The organism is Pseudomonas sp. 2822-17 (assembly GCF_002742485.1).
GTDB lineage: Bacteria > Pseudomonadota > Gammaproteobacteria > Pseudomonadales > Pseudomonadaceae > Aquipseudomonas > Aquipseudomonas cyclaminis.
This window is the reverse complement of record NZ_LJRZ01000300.1, coordinates 386,460-404,276: the sequence shown is the minus strand read 5'-3', so window position 1 is coordinate 404,276 and position 17,817 is coordinate 386,460. Positions and strand designations below refer to the sequence as shown.

Sequence of the window (17,817 nt, the reverse complement as noted above, 5' to 3'; positions counted from 1 at the left end):
AGCTTCACTCAACAAAAACGGCCACGCTCTGCGTGCTAGGCCGAGGGGGAGAGCGCCTGACGGACGCATACCAATAACTGGGGGAAACACCAATGAGCACTAGCACTGTGGCCGGTTCTGCCGCCGCACAGCCGGCGTTCCTGTCCAAGGAACGCATCATCGCCAAGCCCGGGTTCAACCGCTGGCTGGTTCCACCGGCCGCCCTGGCCATCCACCTCTGCATCGGCATGGCCTACGGTTTTTCGGTGTTCTGGCTGCCGCTGTCCAAGGCGCTGGGTATCACCGCGCCCATGGCCTGCGCGCCGGACATGAGTTTTATCGCGCAGGTTTTTTCGTCCCAATGCGACTGGCCCATCTCCATGCTGGGCTGGATCTACACCCTGTTCTTCATCTTCCTGGGCTGCTCGGCAGCGATCTGGGGCGGCTGGCTGGAACATGCCGGGCCACGCAAGGCCGGCGTTGTATCGGCGCTGTGCTGGTGCGGTGGCCTGTTGATCTCGGCGTTGGGCATCTATACCCACCAGATCTGGTTGATGTGGATCGGCTCCGGCGTGATTGGCGGCATCGGCCTGGGCCTGGGCTATATCTCGCCCGTGTCGACCCTGATCAAGTGGTTCCCGGACAAGCGTGGCATGGCCACCGGCATGGCGATCATGGGTTTCGGTGGCGGCGCGATGGTCGGTGCACCGTTGGCCGCGGCGCTGATGGGTCACTTCGCTTCGCCGACCAGCGTGGGCGTATGGCAGAGCTTCCTGGTGATGGCGGCGATCTACTTCGTGTTCATGATCGGCGGCGCACTGTCCTACCGCGTGCCACCAACCGGCTGGAAGCCTGAGGGCTGGACCGCGCCGGCGAAAAAAGCCAGCAATGCGATGATCACCCACCGTCACGTGCACGTGAACGTGGCCTGGAAAACCCCGCAATTCCGCCTGGTATGGCTGGTGTTGTGCCTGAACGTATCGGCCGGTATCGGCATCCTCGGCATGGCTTCGCCGCTGCTGCAGGAAGTGTTTGGCGGCAAGTTGCTGGGTGTGGACGTGCCCTTCGGTCAGCTGGACGCCGGGCAGTTGGCGTCGATCGCGGCAATCGCGGCGGGTTTCACCGGTCTGCTGAGCCTGTTCAACATCGGTGGCCGGTTCTTCTGGGCGTCGTTCTCCGACTACCTGGGCCGTAAAAACACCTACTTCGTGTTCTTCGCCCTGGGCTTTGCCCTGTACGCGCTGATCCCGAACCTGGGTCACCTGGGCAACGTGGCGCTGTTCGTGGCGGCGTTCTGCGTCATCCTGTCGATGTACGGCGGCGGTTTTGCGACCGTCCCGGCTTACCTGGCCGATCTGTTCGGCACCCAGATGGTCGGCGCGATCCACGGCCGCCTTTTGACCGCCTGGGCTGCGGCGGGCGTATTGGGCCCGGTGTTGGTGAACTACTTGCGTGAGTATCAACTGAGCATCGGCGTTGAACGTGCTGCGGCCTATGACATCACCTTGTACATCCTCGCCGGCTTGCTGGTGCTGGGCTTTATCTGCAACCTGCTGGTCCGTCCGGTGGCGGACAAGTACTTCATGACCGACGCTGAACTGGCCGCCGAGCAAGCGCTGGGCCATGACAAAGGCGCTGATGCCACTACCGTGCTGGAATGGAAAGCCTCCGCCGGCAGCAAGCCTTTGGCGATTGCCGCCTGGCTGGTGGTGGGTATTCCGTTGGCGTGGGGTGTGTGGGTGACCCTGCAGAAGACGGCGGTGTTGTTCCACTAACATCAAGTGTGGGAGGGGGGCTTGCCCCCGATAACGCTGGCTCAGTCGATGATGCAATGACTGATCCGCCGCTGTCGGGGGCAAGCCCCCCTCCACATGTATGCACATGTCTATCCCCGACACTCCATCAGTCTTATCCCCTTCGATGTTTCTGTTTAGCGCCCGCGCCCCTATAATGGCTGCCTTTTTCGCCCAATGATTTTGCGGAGCTGGTGATGGCCGAACGTAAGGCGTCCGTCGAGCGCGACACTCTGGAAACCCAGATCAAAGCCTCGATCAACCTGGATGGCACCGGAAAGGCCCGATTTGATATCGGTGTACCTTTTCTTGAGCACATGCTGGACCAGATCGCCCGTCACGGGCTGATCGACCTGGATATCGTCAGCAAGGGCGACCTGCATATCGACGACCACCACACGGTGGAAGACGTAGGCATCACCCTCGGCCAGGCATTTGCCAAGGCCATCGGCGACAAAAAAGGCATCCGTCGCTACGGCCATGCCTATGTCCCGCTGGACGAAGCGCTGTCGCGCGTAGTCATCGACTTCTCTGGCCGCCCAGGCCTGCAGATGCACGTGCCCTACACCCGCGCCACCGTGGGCGGCTTCGACGTCGACCTGTTCCAGGAATTCTTCCAGGGCTTCGTCAACCATGCACTGGTCAGCCTGCACATCGACAACCTGCGCGGCACCAACACCCACCACCAGATCGAAACCGTGTTCAAGGCCTTCGGCCGTGCGCTGCGCATGGCTGTAGAGCTGGACGACCGCATGGCCGGGCAAATGCCCTCGACCAAGGGCGTTCTGTAATGCAGACGGTCGCGGTTATCGATTACGGCATGGGTAACCTGCACTCGGTGGCCAAGGCCCTCGAACACGTGGGCGCCGGCAAGGTGCTGATCACCAGCGACGCCAACGTGATTCGCGAAGCCGACCGCGTGGTGTTCCCCGGCGTTGGTGCGATTCGCGATTGCATGGCCGAGATCCGTCGCCTGGGCTTTGACAGCCTGGTGCGCGAAGTCAGCCAGGATCGTCCGTTTCTCGGGATCTGCGTGGGCATGCAAGCCTTGCTCGACAGCAGTGAAGAGAACGACGGCGTTGACTGCATCGGCCTGTTTCCCGGCCAGGTGAAGTTCTTCGGCAAGGACCTGCATGAAGACGGCGAACACCTGAAAGTCCCGCACATGGGCTGGAACGAAGTCCGCCAGACGGTGGATCACCCGCTGTGGCACGAAGTGCCCGACATGGCGCGTTTCTACTTTGTGCACAGCTACTACATTGCCGCCGGTAAACCGGGCCAGGTAGTGGGTGGCGGACGCTATGGCGTGGATTTTGCCGCAGCGCTGGCCGAAGGATCGCGTTTTGCCGTGCAGTTCCACCCTGAGAAGAGCCATACCCATGGCCTGCAATTGCTGCAGAACTTCGCCGCCTGGGACGGGCGCTGGTAAATGGCCAGGAAGCCGAAGCCGCCGATCTTGAATCTCACGCCCGAGCAGGAGAGTGAGGCTACCCTCAAGATCAAGCGCTTCATGGAGGATCGCTTCGAGCTCAAGCTGGGCTCGTTCGAGGTCGCCGAGATTCTTGAGCTGTTTACCACCGAAGTGGCTCCGCACTATTACAACAGGGCGATTTTCGACACGCAGACGCTCCTTAAAGAAAGGTTCGAAAGCATCGAAAGCGACCTGTGGTCGCTTGAGAAACCCTGATTTCCCAAGCATTGCTGAATATCGAATAAGGTTTGCCAGATGCTGATTATCCCCGCTATCGATCTCAAGGACGGCGCTTGCGTCCGTCTGCGCCAAGGCCGCATGGAAGACTCCACAGTATTCTCCGATGACCCGGTGAGCATGGCTGCCAAATGGGTGGAAGGGGGCTGCCGTCGTCTGCATCTGGTGGACTTGAACGGCGCCTTCGAAGGCCAGCCGGTCAATGGCGAAGTGGTTACCGCCATCGCCAAGCGCTACCCGAACCTGCCGATCCAGATCGGTGGCGGTATCCGCTCCCTGGAAACCATCGAGCACTACGTCAAGGCAGGCGTGAGCTACGTGATCATCGGCACCAAGGCTGTGAAAGATCCGGCCTTCGTTGCTGAAGCCTGCCGCGCGTTCCCAGGCAAAGTCATCGTGGGCCTGGACGCCAAGGATGGTTTCGTCGCCACCGACGGCTGGGCTGAAATCAGCACCATCCAAGTGATCGACCTGGCCAAGCAGTTCGAAGCCGACGGCGTGTCCGCCATCGTTTATACCGACATCGCCAAAGACGGCATGATGCAGGGCTGCAACGTACCGTTCACCGCCGCGCTGGCTGCGGCCACCAGGATTCCGGTGATCGCTTCCGGCGGTATTCACAACCTGGGCGACATCAAGTCGCTGCTCGACGCGAAGGCGCCGGGAATCATCGGTGCCATCACCGGCCGTGCGATCTACGAAGGTACCCTGGACGTCGCCGAAGCCCAGGCTTACTGCGATGCCTACAACGGCTGAGGACTGACCATGGCGCTGGCCAAACGCATCATCCCTTGCCTGGACGTCGACAATGGTCGCGTGGTCAAGGGCGTCAAGTTCGAGAACATCCGTGACGCCGGCGACCCGGTGGAAATCGCCCGTCGCTACGACGAGCAGGGTGCCGACGAGATTACCTTTCTCGACATCACCGCCAGCGTCGATGGCCGCGACACCACGCTGCATACCGTTGAGCGCATGGCCAGCCAGGTGTTCATCCCGCTGACCGTGGGCGGTGGCGTGCGCACCGTGCAAGACATCCGCAACCTGCTCAACGCCGGTGCGGACAAGGTCTCGATCAACACCGCCGCCGTGTTCAACCCCGAGTTCGTCGGCGAAGCCGCGCAGCACTTTGGCTCGCAGTGCATCGTCGTCGCCATCGACGCCAAGAAAGTTTCCGGGCCGGGCGAAACCCCGCGCTGGGAGATCTTCACCCACGGCGGTCGCAAGCCCACCGGGCTGGACGCGGTGGAGTGGGCGATGAAGATGGAAGGCCTGGGCGCAGGGGAAATCCTGCTGACCAGCATGGACCAGGACGGCATGAAAAACGGCTTCGACCTGGGCGTAACCCGTGCTATCAGCGATGCGCTGGGCATTCCGGTAATCGCTTCCGGCGGTGTCGGCAACCTGCAGCACCTGGCCGACGGCGTGATCGAAGGCCATGCCAGCGCAGTGCTGGCGGCGAGCATTTTTCACTTTGGCGAATACACCGTGCCTGAGGCCAAGGCCTACATGGCGGCGCGCGGTATCGTCGTTCGCTAAACGTTGCTGGACAGCATGGCAGGCGCGCGGCACTCTCTGCGCTTGCCATGGATTCCGGTAACTTTCATGTTCAAACACCTGCTGCTCGCCCTCGCCACTACCTGCGTGTTAATGGTCGGTAACGCCCAAGCCAACGAACCGTCTGACGCCTCCCTGGTGTTACTGACGGAAAACTTCCCGCCGTACAACATGGCGAAAAATGGCAAGAACTTCGCCAAGGAAGAGAATATCGAAGGCATCGCCGTGGACATCGTGCGCGAAACCTTCAAGCGTGCCGGCATTTCCTACAACCTCACCCTACGTTTTCCCTGGGAGCGAATCTACAAACTCGCCCTGGAGAAACCCGGCTATGGCGTCTTCGTGATGGCGCGCCTGCCGGATCGTGAGGCGCTGTTCAAGTGGGTCGGCCCCATCGGCCCGGATGATTGGGTGCTGCTGGCCAAGGCCGACAGCAAGATCCAACTGGATGACCTGGAACACGCGCGCCGCTACAAGATCGGCGCCTACAAGGGCGATGCCATCGCTGAGACTCTGGAGAAACAGGGGCTCAACCCGGTGGTGGTGTTACGCGACCAGGACAACGCGCAAAAGCTGCTGGATGGGCAGATCGACCTGTGGGCCACGGGTGATCCTGCCGGGCGTTACCTGGCGCGTCAGGTCGGCGTGACCGGGCTCAAGACGGTGTTACGGTTCAACAGTGCCCAGCTCTATCTGGCATTGAACAAGGACGTACCGGACGAACTTGTGACCAAGCTGCAGGCAGCGTTGGATCAGTTGCGTCAGGACGGTGTCGTCGATCAGATCATGGCGCGCTACCTCTAGTGCTTGTTGTTGGCTCAGGTAATGCGTTGCAGGTGACCTGGCATTCTCTGGTGGGCGGGTATTCACTCCAATAGACGCTGTCGCCGTCGGTGTAGCTGACATCGGTTGCTACCTGTGTGCCGTTTTCACGTAGCAGCCGGTAGTCACTCTGGATCAGGTAGACCGCCACTGCCTTGTTGGCCGGCACAGCCGCAGCAATTTCAAACGCAGTCGAGGTGACCCAGCCGCTGGATGAGGTTTCGGTGTGGGTAAGGCCTTTGCTTAACTTGGCTGAAAACATGATCGACGTGCCCCAAAGATTGAACTGCCACTCACCGCCAACTTCGATGGATGTTGTTTCGGTAAGTGTCTTGGATTTTCCACCATTCTCTCCACGGGTAGCAGTCCATTTGAAGGTCTGGTTGATTGACGTCTTGTTGTGTCCGAAGCCGACCAGCACATAGCGATCCGTTCGTTCCAGGCGATAGGTGGGTGACGTGAACAACTGTTCGGCCGGGCGCAGGTTGGGGTCCTTCACCGTAAACCACGGGATCTCACAGGTATGGGTGATGTGCGCCGCTTCGAACGGCGAGGGCTGCCGGTAATCGGGTAGCGCCGGCGCTGGTGGAGCGGAGCTGACGGTCTGCCGGATTTGCATGCGCAGAGAGTAGGCGGCGACATGGGTTGACGGTTTGGTGTAGCTGTCGGCGCCGACAAAGGTACCTGCCGAAAAGTACGCCTCCCCGGAGGCGGCGCCAGGCGGTGAAATGCTCCAGGCGCTGAAATCGTTCTGGGCTCCGCTGCCCCTATCGTTCCAGATCAGGTCGCTGATGTAGGAGGCGATGACCAAGTCTGCTCGTACGCAACGAATGGCGTTGCGCGATGGTTTGTCGTGGCCGGTGCCGCACACCAGCCCCAGCGCCACATAGCCTTCGGGTGGAATCGGTCGCCAGATGGCACCATCGGTATGAGCGCGGGAGCCGGAATCATTCCAGACCAATTCATACTCCACGGGCGCGCTCAGAGCTTTTTCCAGGCGAGGCGCCCCGGGGATTAGTGGCGCTTCACTGGCCACTGCGACGATGCGTTTTCGGTTGATGTTGTCGTAGTTGCCAACCGCCAAGTCCCCGAGGGGGTAGAAACCATTCAAAAAGTCCGACGACGCTACGGGTCGCCAGAAGCTGACAGGCTTTGTGCTGCCGGCGCCTTTATCGTTCCAGAGTGGCGTGAATTCGCTGGTGAAGTTGATCAGCAGGTTTGAGTAGCAGATAGAGTCCATGGCGTGTCGCGTCCTGAAAGTGTAGGCCGTAAAGGTCTACTATTCAGGAGCGACTACGTCCTATGTGGTACTTACTTGCGCACCGGTTGGTAGGTACCGTTTTTTCCGTGTCCGCTCATGGCCTGATTACTGCGCACACTGATCATCAACTTGATATCAATCCACTCCACGCCCTGGGCCTTGAGCTTGGGCAATTCGCGCTCCAGCACCGCCAGGGTCTGTGGGTAAGGGTGCCCGATCATCACCGCCGAACCCTGCTTGTGCGCCAGCCTGATTGCGGTTTGCAGTTGCGTGGTGATCGCTGCCTCGGTGCGTTCGTCATCAAGGAACACATCCCGCGAAACATGCGCCAGCCCGATCTTCTGCGCCTCGGCGGCGGCCACGGTCTGCGCGCTGGTGCGGCTGTCGACGAAGAACTTGTTGCGCCGTTGCAGCTCCGCCATCAGCCAGGCCATGGCGGCCGGTTGCGCGGTCATGCGGCTGCCCATGTGGTTGTTGATGCCGGCGGTGTAGGGTACGGCGTTGAATGCGGCGTCCAGACGCTTGCCGAGTTCTTCGATGGGCAGCTCAGGGTGCCAGGCGAACGGGCCGGTGGCTGGGTCCATGGGCATGTGCAGGATTACGATTTTGCCGGCCTTGTGCGCTTCGCGGGCGAATTCGGCGGCGTGGGGTGTGTCGGGCATGATCGCCGTGGTGACCGGGCCCGGCAGGGCCAGCACGCGCCGATCCCGGGGCAGGTTTTGCCCGAGGTCGTCGATGATGAGGGTCAGGTAGGCTTTGTGGGATTCGCTGGCAGGGGCCGCTTGGGCGACCCCTGCCAGGCTGCACAGCACAGCGATGATCAGGGCAAAACGCATATCAACGGCTGCGCGTAATGCTCAGGCCTTTGAGCAGGCTCAGCGCCTGGGCCAGCTGGTAATCGTCGTCCTGCGGCATCGGCTTGGCTTTCTTGCTGCTGCCGGTCGGCTGGTCGGCGCCGCCGTTGCCATTGCCCAGGTGACCTTGCAGGTCGGCCTCCTTGTAGTACTCGCTGTCGATCTCGTTAGTGATCTTGGCCTTGCGCACTTCGATGTCCGGCACGATGCCCTGGGCCTGGATCGAACGGCCATTCGGCGTGTAGTACAGCGCGGTGGTGATCTTCAGTGCGCGGTCATTGTTCAACGGAAGCACAGTCTGCACCGAGCCTTTGCCGAAGCTGGTAGTGCCCATCAGCACGCCGCGTTTCTGGTCTTGCAGGGCGCCGGCGACGATTTCCGAGGCCGAGGCGCTGCCGCCGTTGATCAGCACGGCCAATGGCACGTTCTCGCTGAGGTCGTTGCCGGTGGCCGAGAAACGCAGCTCGGAATTGGCGATACGGCCCTTGGTGTAGACGATCAGGCCTTTGGTGATGAAGTGGTCGACCACTTCCACCGCCGACTGCAGCACGCCGCCTGGGTTGTTGCGCAGGTCGAGGACGATGCCGTTGAGTTTTTTGCCATTGTCCTTGCGCAGCTTGGCCAGGGCCTTGGCTACTTCGTCGCCGGTCTTGACCTGGAATTGGGTGATGCGGATGTAACCGTAGCCCGACTCCAGCAGCTGGCTCTTCACGCTCTTGACCACGATGGTCGCGCGGGTGAGTGTCACGTCGAACGGGTTGCCGCCGTCGCGTACCAGGGTCAGGGTGATTTTCTGGCCGATCTTGCCGCGCATCTTGTCGACGGCTTCGGTCATGGTCTGGCCACGTGTCGGCTGGCCGTTGATCTTGACGATAAAGTCGCCAGCCTGGATACCGGCCTTGGACGCCGGGGTGTCGTCGATGGGGGATACCACTTTGACGTTGCCGTCCTCGGCGCCGACTTCAATGCCCAGGCCGCCGAATTCACCGCTGGTGCTTTCCTGCAGCTCGGCGAAATCTTCAGGGCCCAGGTAGGCGGAGTGCGGGTCGAGGTTGCTGAGCATGCCCTTGATGGCATTCTCCAGCAGGGTCTTGTCGTCTACGGGTTCGACATAGGCTGCCTTGATCCGGTCCATGACCTCCGCGAAGGTACGCAGCTCGTCCAGCGGCAACGGTGCCTTGGTGGTCGCGGCAGAGCTGGCGGCCGTGGCGGCAGGTGCAGCCGGAGCGGCCTGGTCGGCGAAAGCCAGAGGCGCGCCGATCACCAGGGCGATCGTCAGGGCCAGCGAAGTGAGGCGGGACAAATGCAGCATGTCGAACGAACTCCTAATGTAGATGCGGCCCTATCCTTGGGAACGGCACCATTGTGCGGGATCGCTCGGGCGACCCTGCTGACGAATAGCGAAGTACAGCGCCGGGGTGTCCTGGCCACCACTGTTACCGACAGTGGAGATGGATTCACCGGCTTTTACAACATCACCTGCCGACTTGAGTAAAGTCTGATTGTGGCCGTAAAGGCTCAAATAGCCATTACCGTGGTCGAGAATCACCAACAAACCGGCGCCCCGCAGCCAATCGGCAAACACCACGCGCCCACCGTGGACAGCGTGGACCTGGCTGCCGGCGGAGGCGCTGATCATCACGCCATCCCACTTGGCGCGGGTGTCATCACCACGGGTTTCACCGAAGCGTGCCAGTAATCGACCATCAACTGGCCATGGAAGTTTGCCCCGCGCTGAAGCAAAAGGGCCGCCGAAGGATTCGCCGGCGCTGGAAACCAGCGGGCCAGGCGCTGCATGCGCCGGTTTACGGGGTGCCGGAGCGTCTGTGGTGGCTGCCAGTTCGGCCTCACGCTGGCGCTTTTTTTCGGCTTCCTGCTGGGCGATCAGCGCTTTTTGCCGCGCCTCTTCAGCCTCGCGTGCCTGGCGTGCCAGGGTTTCCTCGATGGTCTTGAGGACTTTGCCCAGGTCGGCCTGGTCCTGCTCGCGGGCCTGTAGCTTGGCGTCACGGGCCTTCACGTCGTCGTTGAGCTTGGCCAGTGCCAGCTGACGCTCCTTGCGGACCTTGTCGAGTTCGTCGCGCTGAGTGTCCAGGGCGAGTTTCTGATCCTGCAACTGCGACTGCTGGTTGGCAATTTCCTGTTCCACGTTGACCAACTGGCGCAGCGTCTCGTTGAAGCTTTTAAGTTGCTCCAGGCGGGCCTTGCTCAAGTAGTCGTAGTAGGTCAGGGTGCGCGCGAATTTCTCGGGGTTCTGCTGGTTGAGCAGCAGCTTGAGGTATTCCTGGCGGCCGCTCTGGTAGGCGGCGCGGGCCTGGATCGCGATCAGGCGTTGCTGTTCAACGCGTGCGCTCTGGAGTTTTTTTTTCTCAGCGTCGAGTCGCTCCAGTTCCGACTCGCTCTTCTTTAGTTCTTTTTGCAGCTCCTGGACCTGCTTCTCCAGCTTGCCCATTTCGGTTTCAGTACCGCGCAGGTCTTTCTGCACCCCGGATTTTTCTTCCTGGAGCTTGCCGAGCAGTTTTTTCAGCTCGGTAATGTCCTGACGCGTAGCGTCCAACTGTTGTTGGGTTTGTGCGCGCTCGTCGGCAAACGCCGGTTGGAGCAGGCAGACAAGAGCAAGGGTAATCAAGGCGCGAAGCATAGAGGCGGGCGACACCAGGGAAATGGACGGCCTAGTATGCCCGCCAAGCGCGGCAAAAAAAACGCCCAATTCGGGCTGGCGGGCAAGATAGGTGCCGAGTGGCGGTGGTATGGCAAAAAGACATCTACCAAACCCACAGGATCAAAATGTGGGAGGGGGCTTGCCCCCGATGGCGGTGTACCAGTCGACATAGCTGCGAACTGATACTCCGCTATCGGGGGCAAGCCCCCTCCCACACTGATTTTCAGTGAGGCTGACGTCAGACCAGGATCGAAGTGCCCGTCATCTCAACCGGCTTATCGAGCCCCATCAGCATCAACATGGTCGGCGCCACATCCGCCAGCACGCCGCCGTCACGCACTTTGAAATCGCGCTTGCCGACATAGATGAACGGCACCGGCTCGGTGGTGTGGGCCGTGTGTGCCTGGCCGGTGGATTCGTCGGACATCTGTTCACAGTTGCCGTGGTCGGCGGTGATCAGCGCTTCGCCGCCGACCTTGTCCAGGGCGTCGACGATGCGGCCGACGCACAGGTCCAGGCATTCCACGGCCTTGGTCGCGGCTTCCAGGTTACCGCTGTGGCCGACCATGTCGCCGTTGGCGTAGTTGACCACTATTACGTCGTAGCGCTGGTGCTCAATGGCGTCGACGATCTTGTCGGTGACTTCCGGCGCGCTCATTTCCGGTTGCAGGTCGTAGGTGGCGACTTTTGGCGACGGGATCAGGATGCGCTCTTCGCCGGGGAACGGTTCTTCACGCCCGCCCGAGAAGAAGAAGGTCACGTGGGCGTATTTTTCGGTTTCGGCGATGCGCAGTTGGGTCTTGCCGTTTTTCGCCAGGTAATCACCCAGTACGTTGTCCAGGCTGCCCGGAGCAAACGCGGCGGGGGCCGGGATGCTGGCCGCGTATTGGGTCAGGCCGACGTAGTGCACTTTTGGCTGGCGGGCGCGTTCGAACTCGCTGAAGCCGTCTTCGACAAACACGCGGCTCAGCTCGCGGGCGCGGTCGGCGCGGAAGTTCATGAACACTACGGCGTCGCCGTCTTCAACTTTCACCGGCTCGCCGATGGTGGTGGCTTTGACGAATTCATCGCTCTCACCACGGGCGTAGGCGGCTTCCAGGCCTTCCTGGGCGGTGGCGGCGTTGAATTCGGCCTGGCCGTCGACGATCAGGTTGTAGGCCTGGGACACGCGGTCCCAGCGGTTGTCGCGGTCCATGGCGAAGTAACGGCCGACGATGCTCGCGATACGGCCCTTGCCCAGGGCGGCGAAGGTGGTGTCCAGCAGTTCGATGGAGGATTGCGCGCTTTTCGGCGGCGTGTCGCGACCGTCTAGGAAGGCGTGCAGATAGATCTTGTCGGCGCCGCGCTTGAAGGCCAGCTCGGCCATGGCCACCAAGTGGTCCTGATGGCTGTGTACGCCGCCGTCCGATAGCAGGCCCATGAAATGCACGGCCTTGCCGGCGGCCACTGCGTTATCTACCGCGGCGCAGATGGTCGGGTTCTCGAAGAACTCGCCGTCGCGGATCGCTTTGGTCACACGGGTGAAGTCCTGATATACCACTCGTCCGGCGCCGAGGTTCATGTGGCCGACTTCCGAGTTGCCCATCTGGCCGTCCGGCAGGCCAACGTCCATGCCCGAGCCGGAGATCAGGCCGTTGGGGACACTGGCGGTCAGGCGGTCCAGTACAGGCTTGTTGGCCGCGTACACGGCGTTGTCGTGGTGGCTTTCACTGTGTCCAAAGCCATCGAGAATTATCAGGACCAAAGGTTTAGGCGTGGTAGTCATAGATCCTCTCGCGGCGGTAATAAAGGAAGGCAATTGAAAAGTGAGTGGCAGTTTAAAGCGAAGTTCCGACCACGTCACCGCTTTACGGGGGTTGGCCCCCCCTGACGGCTGTGTATACTTACCGCCATTTTAACGCCCTGGAACCTCCTTGATGGTTGATCACCTGATTGCATTTGCCACTGCCCACTATCTGCTCGTGGGTGCCTTCGTCATCCTGCTGGCGCTGCTGATCGCTCACGAATTGAGCCGTGGTGGCCGCAGCCTGAGCACATCGGAGCTGACCGCACTGGTCAACAAGGATGAGGCCATCGTGGTGGATATCCGCCCCGCCAAGGAATTCGCTGCCGGCCATATCGTCGGTGCCCTGAACATTCCACAGGACAAGCTGATTGCGCGCCTGGCCGAGCTGGAAAAGCACAAGGCCAAGACCATCATCCTGGTCGACGCCCAGGGCCAGCACGCCGGCACCCACGCCCGCGAAATGCTCAAGACCGGTTTCACCGCCGCCAAGCTGTCCGGTGGCATCAGCAGCTGGCGCGCCGATAACCTGCCGCTGGTGAAGTGATATGAGCCAGGTTGTCGTGTATTCCAGCGATTGGTGCCCTTACTGCATGCGGGCCAAGGCCTTGCTGGAGAAGAAGGGCGTTGCCTTCGAAGAGATCAAGGTCGACGGCAAGCCCCAGGTGCGCGCCGAAATGGCCCAGAAGGCGGGGCGCACGTCCGTGCCGCAGATCTGGATCGGCGCCAGGCACATCGGTGGTTGCGACGACCTGTTTGCCCTGGAGCGCGCCGGTAAACTCGATGCGCTGCTGCTCGTCTGACTCCTAAACCCTAAAAGACCCCAAGATCAAGAAGGATCTGCGATGACTGACCAACAGAACACCGAAGCAGCAGAAGCTCAAGGCCCACAGTTCTCGCTGCAGCGTATCTACGTGCGTGACCTGTCGTTCGAAGCGCCGAAAAGCCCGGCCATCTTCCGCCAGGAATGGACCCCAAGCGTTGCGTTGGACCTGAACACCCGTCAAAAAGCATTGGAAGGCGACTTCCACGAAGTCGTGCTGACCCTGTCGGTCACGGTCAAGAACGGCGAAGAAGTGGCCTTCATCGCTGAAGTGCAACAGGCCGGTATCTTCCTGATCCAGGGCCTGGACGAAGCGTCCATGAGCCACACCCTGGGTGCGTTCTGCCCGAACATCCTGTTCCCGTATGCCCGTGAGACCCTGGACAGCCTGGTCACCCGTGGCTCGTTCCCGGCGCTGATGCTGGCACCGGTGAACTTTGATGCCTTGTACGCTCAAGAGCTGCAGCGCATGCAACAGGAAGGCGCGCCGACGGTTCAGTAATCTCGAACCCGACGCAGAACCCAATGTGGGAGGGGGTTTGCCCCCGATGACGGTGGATCAGTCACATAGATGTCGACTGACGCTCCGCCATCGGGGGCAAGCCCCCTCCCACATTTGTTATGTGTGTTACTTGAAGCCGAGCTGGCGCCAGCCTTCGTAAACAGCGACGGCCACGGTGTTGGACAGGTTCAGGCTGCGGCAGCCCTCGCGCATCGGCAGGCGCAGGCGATGGCCGTCGGGCAGGGCATCGAGTACCTCGGCCGGCAGGCCACGGCTTTCCGGGCCGAACAGGAAGGCATCGCCCTCGGCAAAGCTGGCATCATGGAATGGCCGCGAACCTTTGGTGGTGAACGCGAACAACCGTGGATGCCCCAGGCTTTCCAGGCAGCTGGCCAAGTCGGCGTGACGCTGGAGCGTAGCGTACTCGTGGTAGTCCAGCCCGGCACGACGCAGGCGCTTGTCGTCCATGTCGAAGCCCAGGGGCTCGATCAAATGCAGGTGGCAGCCACTGTTGGCGCACAGCCTGATAACGTTGCCGGTATTCGGCGGAATTTCTGGTTGAAAAAGGATGACGTGAAACATGCACGGCTCCGAAGGCAAAGATGCGCTGCATTCTACCCCTGAAGAAGACCCAAGACCGAAGCTATTGCCAAGAGTCATGGGCTCGCTGGCGATTGCCGGCCTGATGGTGGGCCTGATGATCGGCCGCCTGACCACGGCGGACCCGGTCGAACTGCAACAGGTGGAAACGACCGCGGACGGCGTCGTGGTGTGGTTCAACAGCGAACCCAAGCTGCACGGCGAGCATATCGATGGCACCGTGGCGTTGCTGTTTGACGCCCAAGGCAAGGCCGGTACCGGGCAACTCAAGGTCAACGACAAAGACGTGAACTGGCGCGTGCGCAAGACCGATGGCGGCCTGCTGCTGAACCTGGTGGCGGCTCGGCCATTGCGCGGAGAGTGGAAGGGGGAGGAGGTCGATGACCGCTGGCGGTTGGAGATCCATCTCCAGGAGCAATAAAAGAGGGAGTTCCCGGCCTGCCTGTACCAGGGCTCCCAAAACGGTTGAAGCCAAAGGCTTCGGTGTTAAAGAGGGGATTCTCGGCCTGCCTGTACCAAGGTCCCCGAAACTGGGTTGTACTGGGGTTATTGCAGGGCGCGTGCCAGACTCGTCAAGTTTTGCCAAATAATTTCACCACAAAGCGCAAAGCCCCGGAATACGGGGCTTTGGTGGTTTCGGCTGGCGAGAGTTTTTCAGCGATAGCGGTGTTTCAGGTATCTGACCCGTGCCCAATGCCGGTTCATGGTGCATTGAAGCGGTGCACAGCCCTGAAACCAGATTACAAGTGTGGGAGGGGGCTCCCCTCCCACATTGGATAGTGGTGAGGTCCAGAATCAGGCGTCGTCGCCCTCGTCATCATCCCCACCATCTACCTTCATCCCCAACTCCTTGATCTTGCGTGTCAGGGTGTTACGGCCCCAACCGAGCAACACAGCAGCGTCGCGGCGGCGGCCGGCAGTGTGCTTCAACGCAGTCTCAATCATGATCCGCTCAAACGCCGGCACGGCGCTGTCCAGCAGGTTCGACTGGCCGCGCGCCAACGCCTGGTCGGCCCATTGGCGCAGCGCTTGTTCCCAGTTGGTCACGGGGGCAGAGTCTTGCGGCAGGCTCAACAGCTCCGGTGGCAGGTCGCTGATATGCACTTCGCGCCCGGACGCCATCACGGTGATCCAGCGGCAGGTGTTCTCCAACTGGCGCACGTTGCCTGGCCACGGCAGGTTTTTCAGGTATTCCTCGGTTTCGCTTTTGAGCAGCTTCGGCTCGACGGCCAGCTCCTGGGCGGCGCGGCTGAGGAAGTGGCGGGCGAGGGTCGGGATGTCCTCGCGGCGGTCCGACATGCGTGGAATGTGGATACGGATCACGTTGAGGCGGTGGAACAAGTCCTCACGGAACTTGCCCGCATGCACCAGGGTTTCGAGGTTCTGGTGGGTCGCCGCGATGATGCGTACATCAACCTTGACCGGCGTGTGGCCGCCGACGCGGTAGAACTCGCCGTCCGCCAGTACGCGCAGCAGCCGGGTCTGGGTATCGGCCGGCATGTCGCCGATCTCATCGAGGAACAAGGTGCCGCCGTCGGCCTGTTCGAAGCGGCCGCGACGCAGGTTGGCCGCGCCGGTAAACGCGCCTTTTTCGTGGCCGAACAGCTCGGATTCCATCAAGTCTTTGGGAATCGCCGCCATGTTCAATGCGATAAACGGCGACGCCGCCCGTGGGCTGTGACGGTGCAGGGCATGGGCCACCAGCTCTTTACCGGTACCCGACTCGCCGTTGATCAGCACGGTGATGTTGGAGTGGCTCAAGCGCCCGATGGCGCGAAACACTTCCTGCATCGCCGGTGCTTCACCGATGATTTCCGGGGTGCGGGTCAGGGCCGGTGGGGCTTCCTGGTTCTGCTGTTCCTGGGCGTGCTGGTTGGCGCGCTTGACCAGCGCGACGGCCTCGTCCACGTCAAACGGCTTGGGCAGGTATTCAAACGCACCGCCCTGGTAGGACGCGACAGCGCTGTCCAGGTCCGAGTGCGCGGTCATGATGATTACCGGCAGGCGCGGGTGCTGCTCGCGAATCCGCGCCAACAGGTCCAGGCCGCTGGCGCCGGGCATGCGGATGTCGGAGATGATCACGTCGGGCTGCTGGCGCGCCAGGCGGCTCATCACGCCATCGGCGCTATCGAAGCTCTGGGTGGTCATGCCTTCCTGTTGCAAGGCTTTCTCGAGGACCCAGCGGATGGAACGGTCGTCATCGACGATCCAGACGGTTTCACTACGGCTCATGTCGAAGGGGCTCCTTGTTCCAGTGGCAGAAAGATCGAGAACGTGGTGTGACCCGGATGGCTCTCACACTCGATCAAGCCCTGATGCTGGCTGATGATGTTCTGGGTAATGGCCAGGCCCAGCCCGGTACCGTCCGGGCGGCCGCTGACCATGGGAAAGAAAATGGTTTCCTGCAGTTCCACAGGAATGCCCGGGCCGTTGTCGATGATCTCGACCTTGGTCACCAGACGATGGCGCACGTGGCCGATGGTGAACTGGCGCAGGGCGCGGGTACGCAGGCTGATGCGGCCCAGGCGCAGTTCGTTCTGGCTGCTGATGGCCTGCATCGCGTTGCGCACGATATTGAGCACCGCCTGGATCATCTGCTCGCGGTCGATCAACACGTCAGGAATGCTTGGGTCGTAGTCGCGCACCAGGGTGATGCAGCCCTGGCTCTCGGCGTCGACCAGTTGGCAGACGCGCTCCAGCACCTCGTGCACGTTGGTCATCGCCAGGGACGGCAGCTTGTTGGAACCGAGCATGCGGTCCACCAGGTTACGCAGGCGGTCGGCTTCTTCGATGATGACGTTGGTGTAGTCCTTGAGGTGCTCCTCCGGCAGCTCGCGGGCCAGCAACTGCGCTGCGCCACGGATGCCGCCCAACGGGTTCTTGATCTCGTGGGCGAGGCCGCGCACCAGCATCTTGCTGGTTTCCTGCTTGGACAACTGTGCTTCCTCTTTGGTGATGCGCAGCAGGCGATCACGCGGATGCACTTCGAGCAGCAGCAAGGTGGTGCCGTTGCTCAGGATCGGGGTCACGGCGTAGTCGACGGTCAGCGTCTGGCCCGTAAGCGCCGTGAGCATCGCTTCGCGCTTGGTGAACGGGTGTGCCTGCTCCACGGCCTGGCGCAACGAGCTCAAGGCTTCGGCCGACTCGGTGAACAGCTCGCTGATGAACTGCCCATGGCTGCGCTGGCCGCTGATGGCCAGGAGCATCTCCGCCGCCGGGTTCATGTACTCAAGACGCAAATCGTCATTGAGCAGGATGGTCGCGGTGGTCAGGTTGTCGAGTAGCAAACGGTGCAGTGCATCGCTGATGGTCATCAGGACCTCTTTTGGAGCAAGGCGCGGGCTTGAGGCACACGCTGATACAAGGAAAATGCAAAAACCAAACCAAGGCTCCGAAAAGAAGCGTTAAAGCCTTGAAATAGGGGTTTGAGGCGCGAAACTGTGGCGTTCTGCCAGCCTGCGCGGGAAGTTTCGAACCAA

Annotated in this window: 19 protein-coding genes; 11 read left to right on the top strand and 8 right to left on the bottom strand. The window is 61.4% G+C overall.

Annotation, left to right across the window (positions count from 1 at the left end; genetic code table 11):
* Positions 1 to 92: 92 nt before the first annotated feature.
* The 7 genes from AOA60_RS07390 (at position 93) to AOA60_RS07360 (ending at position 5,838) form a co-directional block, all read left to right on the top strand.
* Complete coding sequence (locus tag AOA60_RS07390) at positions 93 to 1,754, top strand: OFA family MFS transporter (protein ID WP_099583870.1); 1,662 nt, start codon at positions 93 to 95, stop codon at positions 1,752 to 1,754.
* 215 nt (positions 1,755 to 1,969) lie between these two features.
* Positions 1,970 to 2,563 (top strand): imidazoleglycerol-phosphate dehydratase HisB, encoded by a 594-nt coding sequence (hisB, locus tag AOA60_RS07385; protein WP_003218037.1) that lies wholly within the window; start codon positions 1,970 to 1,972, stop codon positions 2,561 to 2,563.
* On the top strand, positions 2,563 to 3,201 hold the full coding sequence (gene hisH, locus AOA60_RS07380) for an imidazole glycerol phosphate synthase subunit HisH (protein ID WP_099583869.1): 639 nt from the start codon (positions 2,563 to 2,565) through the stop codon (positions 3,199 to 3,201). Before hisB ends, hisH begins: the two co-directional genes overlap by 1 nt.
* Positions 3,202 to 3,459 carry a DUF2164 domain-containing protein gene (locus AOA60_RS07375; RefSeq protein WP_028615366.1) on the top strand — a complete coding sequence of 86 codons (258 nt, stop codon included), beginning with the start codon at positions 3,202 to 3,204 and terminating at the stop codon, positions 3,457 to 3,459.
* Between the two features lie 39 nt (positions 3,460 to 3,498).
* On the top strand, positions 3,499 to 4,236 hold the full coding sequence (hisA, locus tag AOA60_RS07370; protein WP_048723388.1) for a 1-(5-phosphoribosyl)-5-[(5-phosphoribosylamino)methylideneamino]imidazole-4-carboxamide isomerase: 738 nt from the start codon (positions 3,499 to 3,501) through the stop codon (positions 4,234 to 4,236).
* 9 nt (positions 4,237 to 4,245) lie between these two features.
* Positions 4,246 to 5,016: an imidazole glycerol phosphate synthase subunit HisF gene (hisF, locus tag AOA60_RS07365; protein WP_003171107.1), complete on the top strand. Its 771-nt coding sequence runs from the start codon at positions 4,246 to 4,248 to the stop codon at positions 5,014 to 5,016.
* A gap of 66 nt (positions 5,017 to 5,082) precedes the next feature.
* Positions 5,083 to 5,838, top strand: coding sequence for an ABC transporter substrate-binding protein (locus AOA60_RS07360; protein ID WP_099583868.1), 756 nt, complete (start codon positions 5,083 to 5,085; stop codon positions 5,836 to 5,838).
* Here the strand turns inward: AOA60_RS07360 and AOA60_RS07355 are convergent.
* The 5 genes from AOA60_RS07355 to gpmI all read right to left on the bottom strand — a co-directional run bounded on the left by AOA60_RS07355 (position 5,819) and on the right by gpmI (position 12,395).
* Positions 5,819 to 7,096 carry a Vps62-related protein gene (locus AOA60_RS07355; protein WP_256592806.1) on the bottom strand — a complete coding sequence of 426 codons (1,278 nt, stop codon included), beginning with the start codon at positions 7,094 to 7,096 and terminating at the stop codon, positions 5,819 to 5,821. The two genes, AOA60_RS07360 and AOA60_RS07355, sit on opposite strands and share 20 nt — an antisense overlap.
* A 71-nt stretch (positions 7,097 to 7,167) precedes the next feature.
* Complete coding sequence (locus AOA60_RS07350) at positions 7,168 to 7,953, bottom strand: divergent polysaccharide deacetylase family protein (RefSeq protein WP_099583867.1); 786 nt, start codon at positions 7,951 to 7,953, stop codon at positions 7,168 to 7,170.
* A gap of 1 nt (position 7,954) precedes the next feature.
* Positions 7,955 to 9,283: a S41 family peptidase gene (locus AOA60_RS07345; RefSeq protein WP_099583866.1), complete on the bottom strand. Its 1,329-nt coding sequence runs from the start codon at positions 9,281 to 9,283 to the stop codon at positions 7,955 to 7,957.
* Positions 9,284 to 9,313: 30 nt separating this feature from the next.
* Positions 9,314 to 10,609: a murein hydrolase activator EnvC gene (locus AOA60_RS07340; protein WP_099583865.1), complete on the bottom strand. Its 1,296-nt coding sequence runs from the start codon at positions 10,607 to 10,609 to the stop codon at positions 9,314 to 9,316.
* Between the two features lie 259 nt (positions 10,610 to 10,868).
* Positions 10,869 to 12,395, bottom strand: a complete 1,527-nt coding sequence (gpmI, locus tag AOA60_RS07335; protein ID WP_099583864.1) for a 2,3-bisphosphoglycerate-independent phosphoglycerate mutase — start codon at positions 12,393 to 12,395, stop codon at positions 10,869 to 10,871.
* Between the two features lie 151 nt (positions 12,396 to 12,546).
* On the opposite strand from gpmI, the gene AOA60_RS07330 reads away from it, so the two are divergent.
* The 3 genes from AOA60_RS07330 to secB are packed head-to-tail and all read left to right on the top strand — an operon-like array spanning position 12,547 to position 13,738.
* Positions 12,547 to 12,960 carry a rhodanese-like domain-containing protein gene (locus tag AOA60_RS07330; RefSeq protein WP_032890134.1) on the top strand — a complete coding sequence of 138 codons (414 nt, stop codon included), beginning with the start codon at positions 12,547 to 12,549 and terminating at the stop codon, positions 12,958 to 12,960.
* Position 12,961: 1 nt separating this feature from the next.
* Positions 12,962 to 13,216, top strand: coding sequence for a glutaredoxin 3 (grxC, locus tag AOA60_RS07325; RefSeq protein ID WP_033896917.1), 255 nt, complete (start codon positions 12,962 to 12,964; stop codon positions 13,214 to 13,216).
* Positions 13,217 to 13,258: 42 nt separating this feature from the next.
* Positions 13,259 to 13,738, top strand: a complete 480-nt coding sequence (gene secB, locus AOA60_RS07320; protein ID WP_014716520.1) for a protein-export chaperone SecB — start codon at positions 13,259 to 13,261, stop codon at positions 13,736 to 13,738.
* Between the two features lie 126 nt (positions 13,739 to 13,864).
* Here secB and AOA60_RS07315 read toward each other — a convergent pair whose 3' ends face one another.
* Positions 13,865 to 14,320 carry a tRNA (cytidine(34)-2'-O)-methyltransferase gene (locus AOA60_RS07315; protein ID WP_010563141.1) on the bottom strand — a complete coding sequence of 152 codons (456 nt, stop codon included), beginning with the start codon at positions 14,318 to 14,320 and terminating at the stop codon, positions 13,865 to 13,867.
* On the opposite strand from AOA60_RS07315, the gene AOA60_RS07310 reads away from it, so the two are divergent.
* Entirely contained in the window at positions 14,319 to 14,759 is a 441-nt protein-coding gene (locus AOA60_RS07310; RefSeq protein WP_099583863.1) for a hypothetical protein, read from the top strand. The genes AOA60_RS07315 and AOA60_RS07310 overlap by 2 nt on opposite strands.
* A 374-nt stretch (positions 14,760 to 15,133) precedes the next feature.
* Here the strand turns inward: AOA60_RS07310 and ntrC are convergent, their stop codons facing one another.
* The gene (gene ntrC / locus AOA60_RS07300; RefSeq protein WP_048723367.1) at positions 15,134 to 16,570 is read right to left on the bottom strand and encodes a nitrogen regulation protein NR(I); all 1,437 of its coding nucleotides are present in this window, start codon (positions 16,568 to 16,570) and stop codon (positions 15,134 to 15,136) included.
* Positions 16,567 to 17,652 (bottom strand): nitrogen regulation protein NR(II), encoded by a 1,086-nt coding sequence (gene glnL / locus AOA60_RS07295; protein WP_099583861.1) that lies wholly within the window; start codon positions 17,650 to 17,652, stop codon positions 16,567 to 16,569. Before glnL ends, ntrC begins: the two co-directional genes overlap by 4 nt.
* Between the last annotated feature and the right edge of the window lie 165 nt (positions 17,653 to 17,817).

Coding starts and splice junctions, on each gene's coding strand:
- AOA60_RS07390 (WP_099583870.1), top strand. CDS start 93: ATGAGCACTAGCACTGTGGCCGGTTCTGCCGCCGCACAGCCGGCGTTC.
- hisB (WP_003218037.1), top strand. CDS start 1,970: ATGGCCGAACGTAAGGCGTCCGTCGAGCGCGACACTCTGGAAACCCAG.
- hisH (WP_099583869.1), top strand. CDS start 2,563: ATGCAGACGGTCGCGGTTATCGATTACGGCATGGGTAACCTGCACTCG.
- AOA60_RS07375 (WP_028615366.1), top strand. CDS start 3,202: ATGGCCAGGAAGCCGAAGCCGCCGATCTTGAATCTCACGCCCGAGCAG.
- hisA (WP_048723388.1), top strand. CDS start 3,499: ATGCTGATTATCCCCGCTATCGATCTCAAGGACGGCGCTTGCGTCCGT.
- hisF (WP_003171107.1), top strand. CDS start 4,246: ATGGCGCTGGCCAAACGCATCATCCCTTGCCTGGACGTCGACAATGGT.
- AOA60_RS07360 (WP_099583868.1), top strand. CDS start 5,083: ATGTTCAAACACCTGCTGCTCGCCCTCGCCACTACCTGCGTGTTAATG.
- AOA60_RS07355 (WP_256592806.1), bottom strand. CDS start 7,096: ATGGACTCTATCTGCTACTCAAACCTGCTGATCAACTTCACCAGCGAA.
- AOA60_RS07350 (WP_099583867.1), bottom strand. CDS start 7,953: ATGCGTTTTGCCCTGATCATCGCTGTGCTGTGCAGCCTGGCAGGGGTC.
- AOA60_RS07345 (WP_099583866.1), bottom strand. CDS start 9,283: ATGCTGCATTTGTCCCGCCTCACTTCGCTGGCCCTGACGATCGCCCTG.
- AOA60_RS07340 (WP_099583865.1), bottom strand. CDS start 10,609: ATGCTTCGCGCCTTGATTACCCTTGCTCTTGTCTGCCTGCTCCAACCG.
- gpmI (WP_099583864.1), bottom strand. CDS start 12,395: ATGACTACCACGCCTAAACCTTTGGTCCTGATAATTCTCGATGGCTTT.
- AOA60_RS07330 (WP_032890134.1), top strand. CDS start 12,547: ATGGTTGATCACCTGATTGCATTTGCCACTGCCCACTATCTGCTCGTG.
- grxC (WP_033896917.1), top strand. CDS start 12,962: ATGAGCCAGGTTGTCGTGTATTCCAGCGATTGGTGCCCTTACTGCATG.
- secB (WP_014716520.1), top strand. CDS start 13,259: ATGACTGACCAACAGAACACCGAAGCAGCAGAAGCTCAAGGCCCACAG.
- AOA60_RS07310 (WP_099583863.1), top strand. CDS start 14,319: ATGCACGGCTCCGAAGGCAAAGATGCGCTGCATTCTACCCCTGAAGAA.
- AOA60_RS07315 (WP_010563141.1), bottom strand. CDS start 14,320: ATGTTTCACGTCATCCTTTTTCAACCAGAAATTCCGCCGAATACCGGC.
- ntrC (WP_048723367.1), bottom strand. CDS start 16,570: ATGAGCCGTAGTGAAACCGTCTGGATCGTCGATGACGACCGTTCCATC.
- glnL (WP_099583861.1), bottom strand. CDS start 17,652: ATGACCATCAGCGATGCACTGCACCGTTTGCTACTCGACAACCTGACC.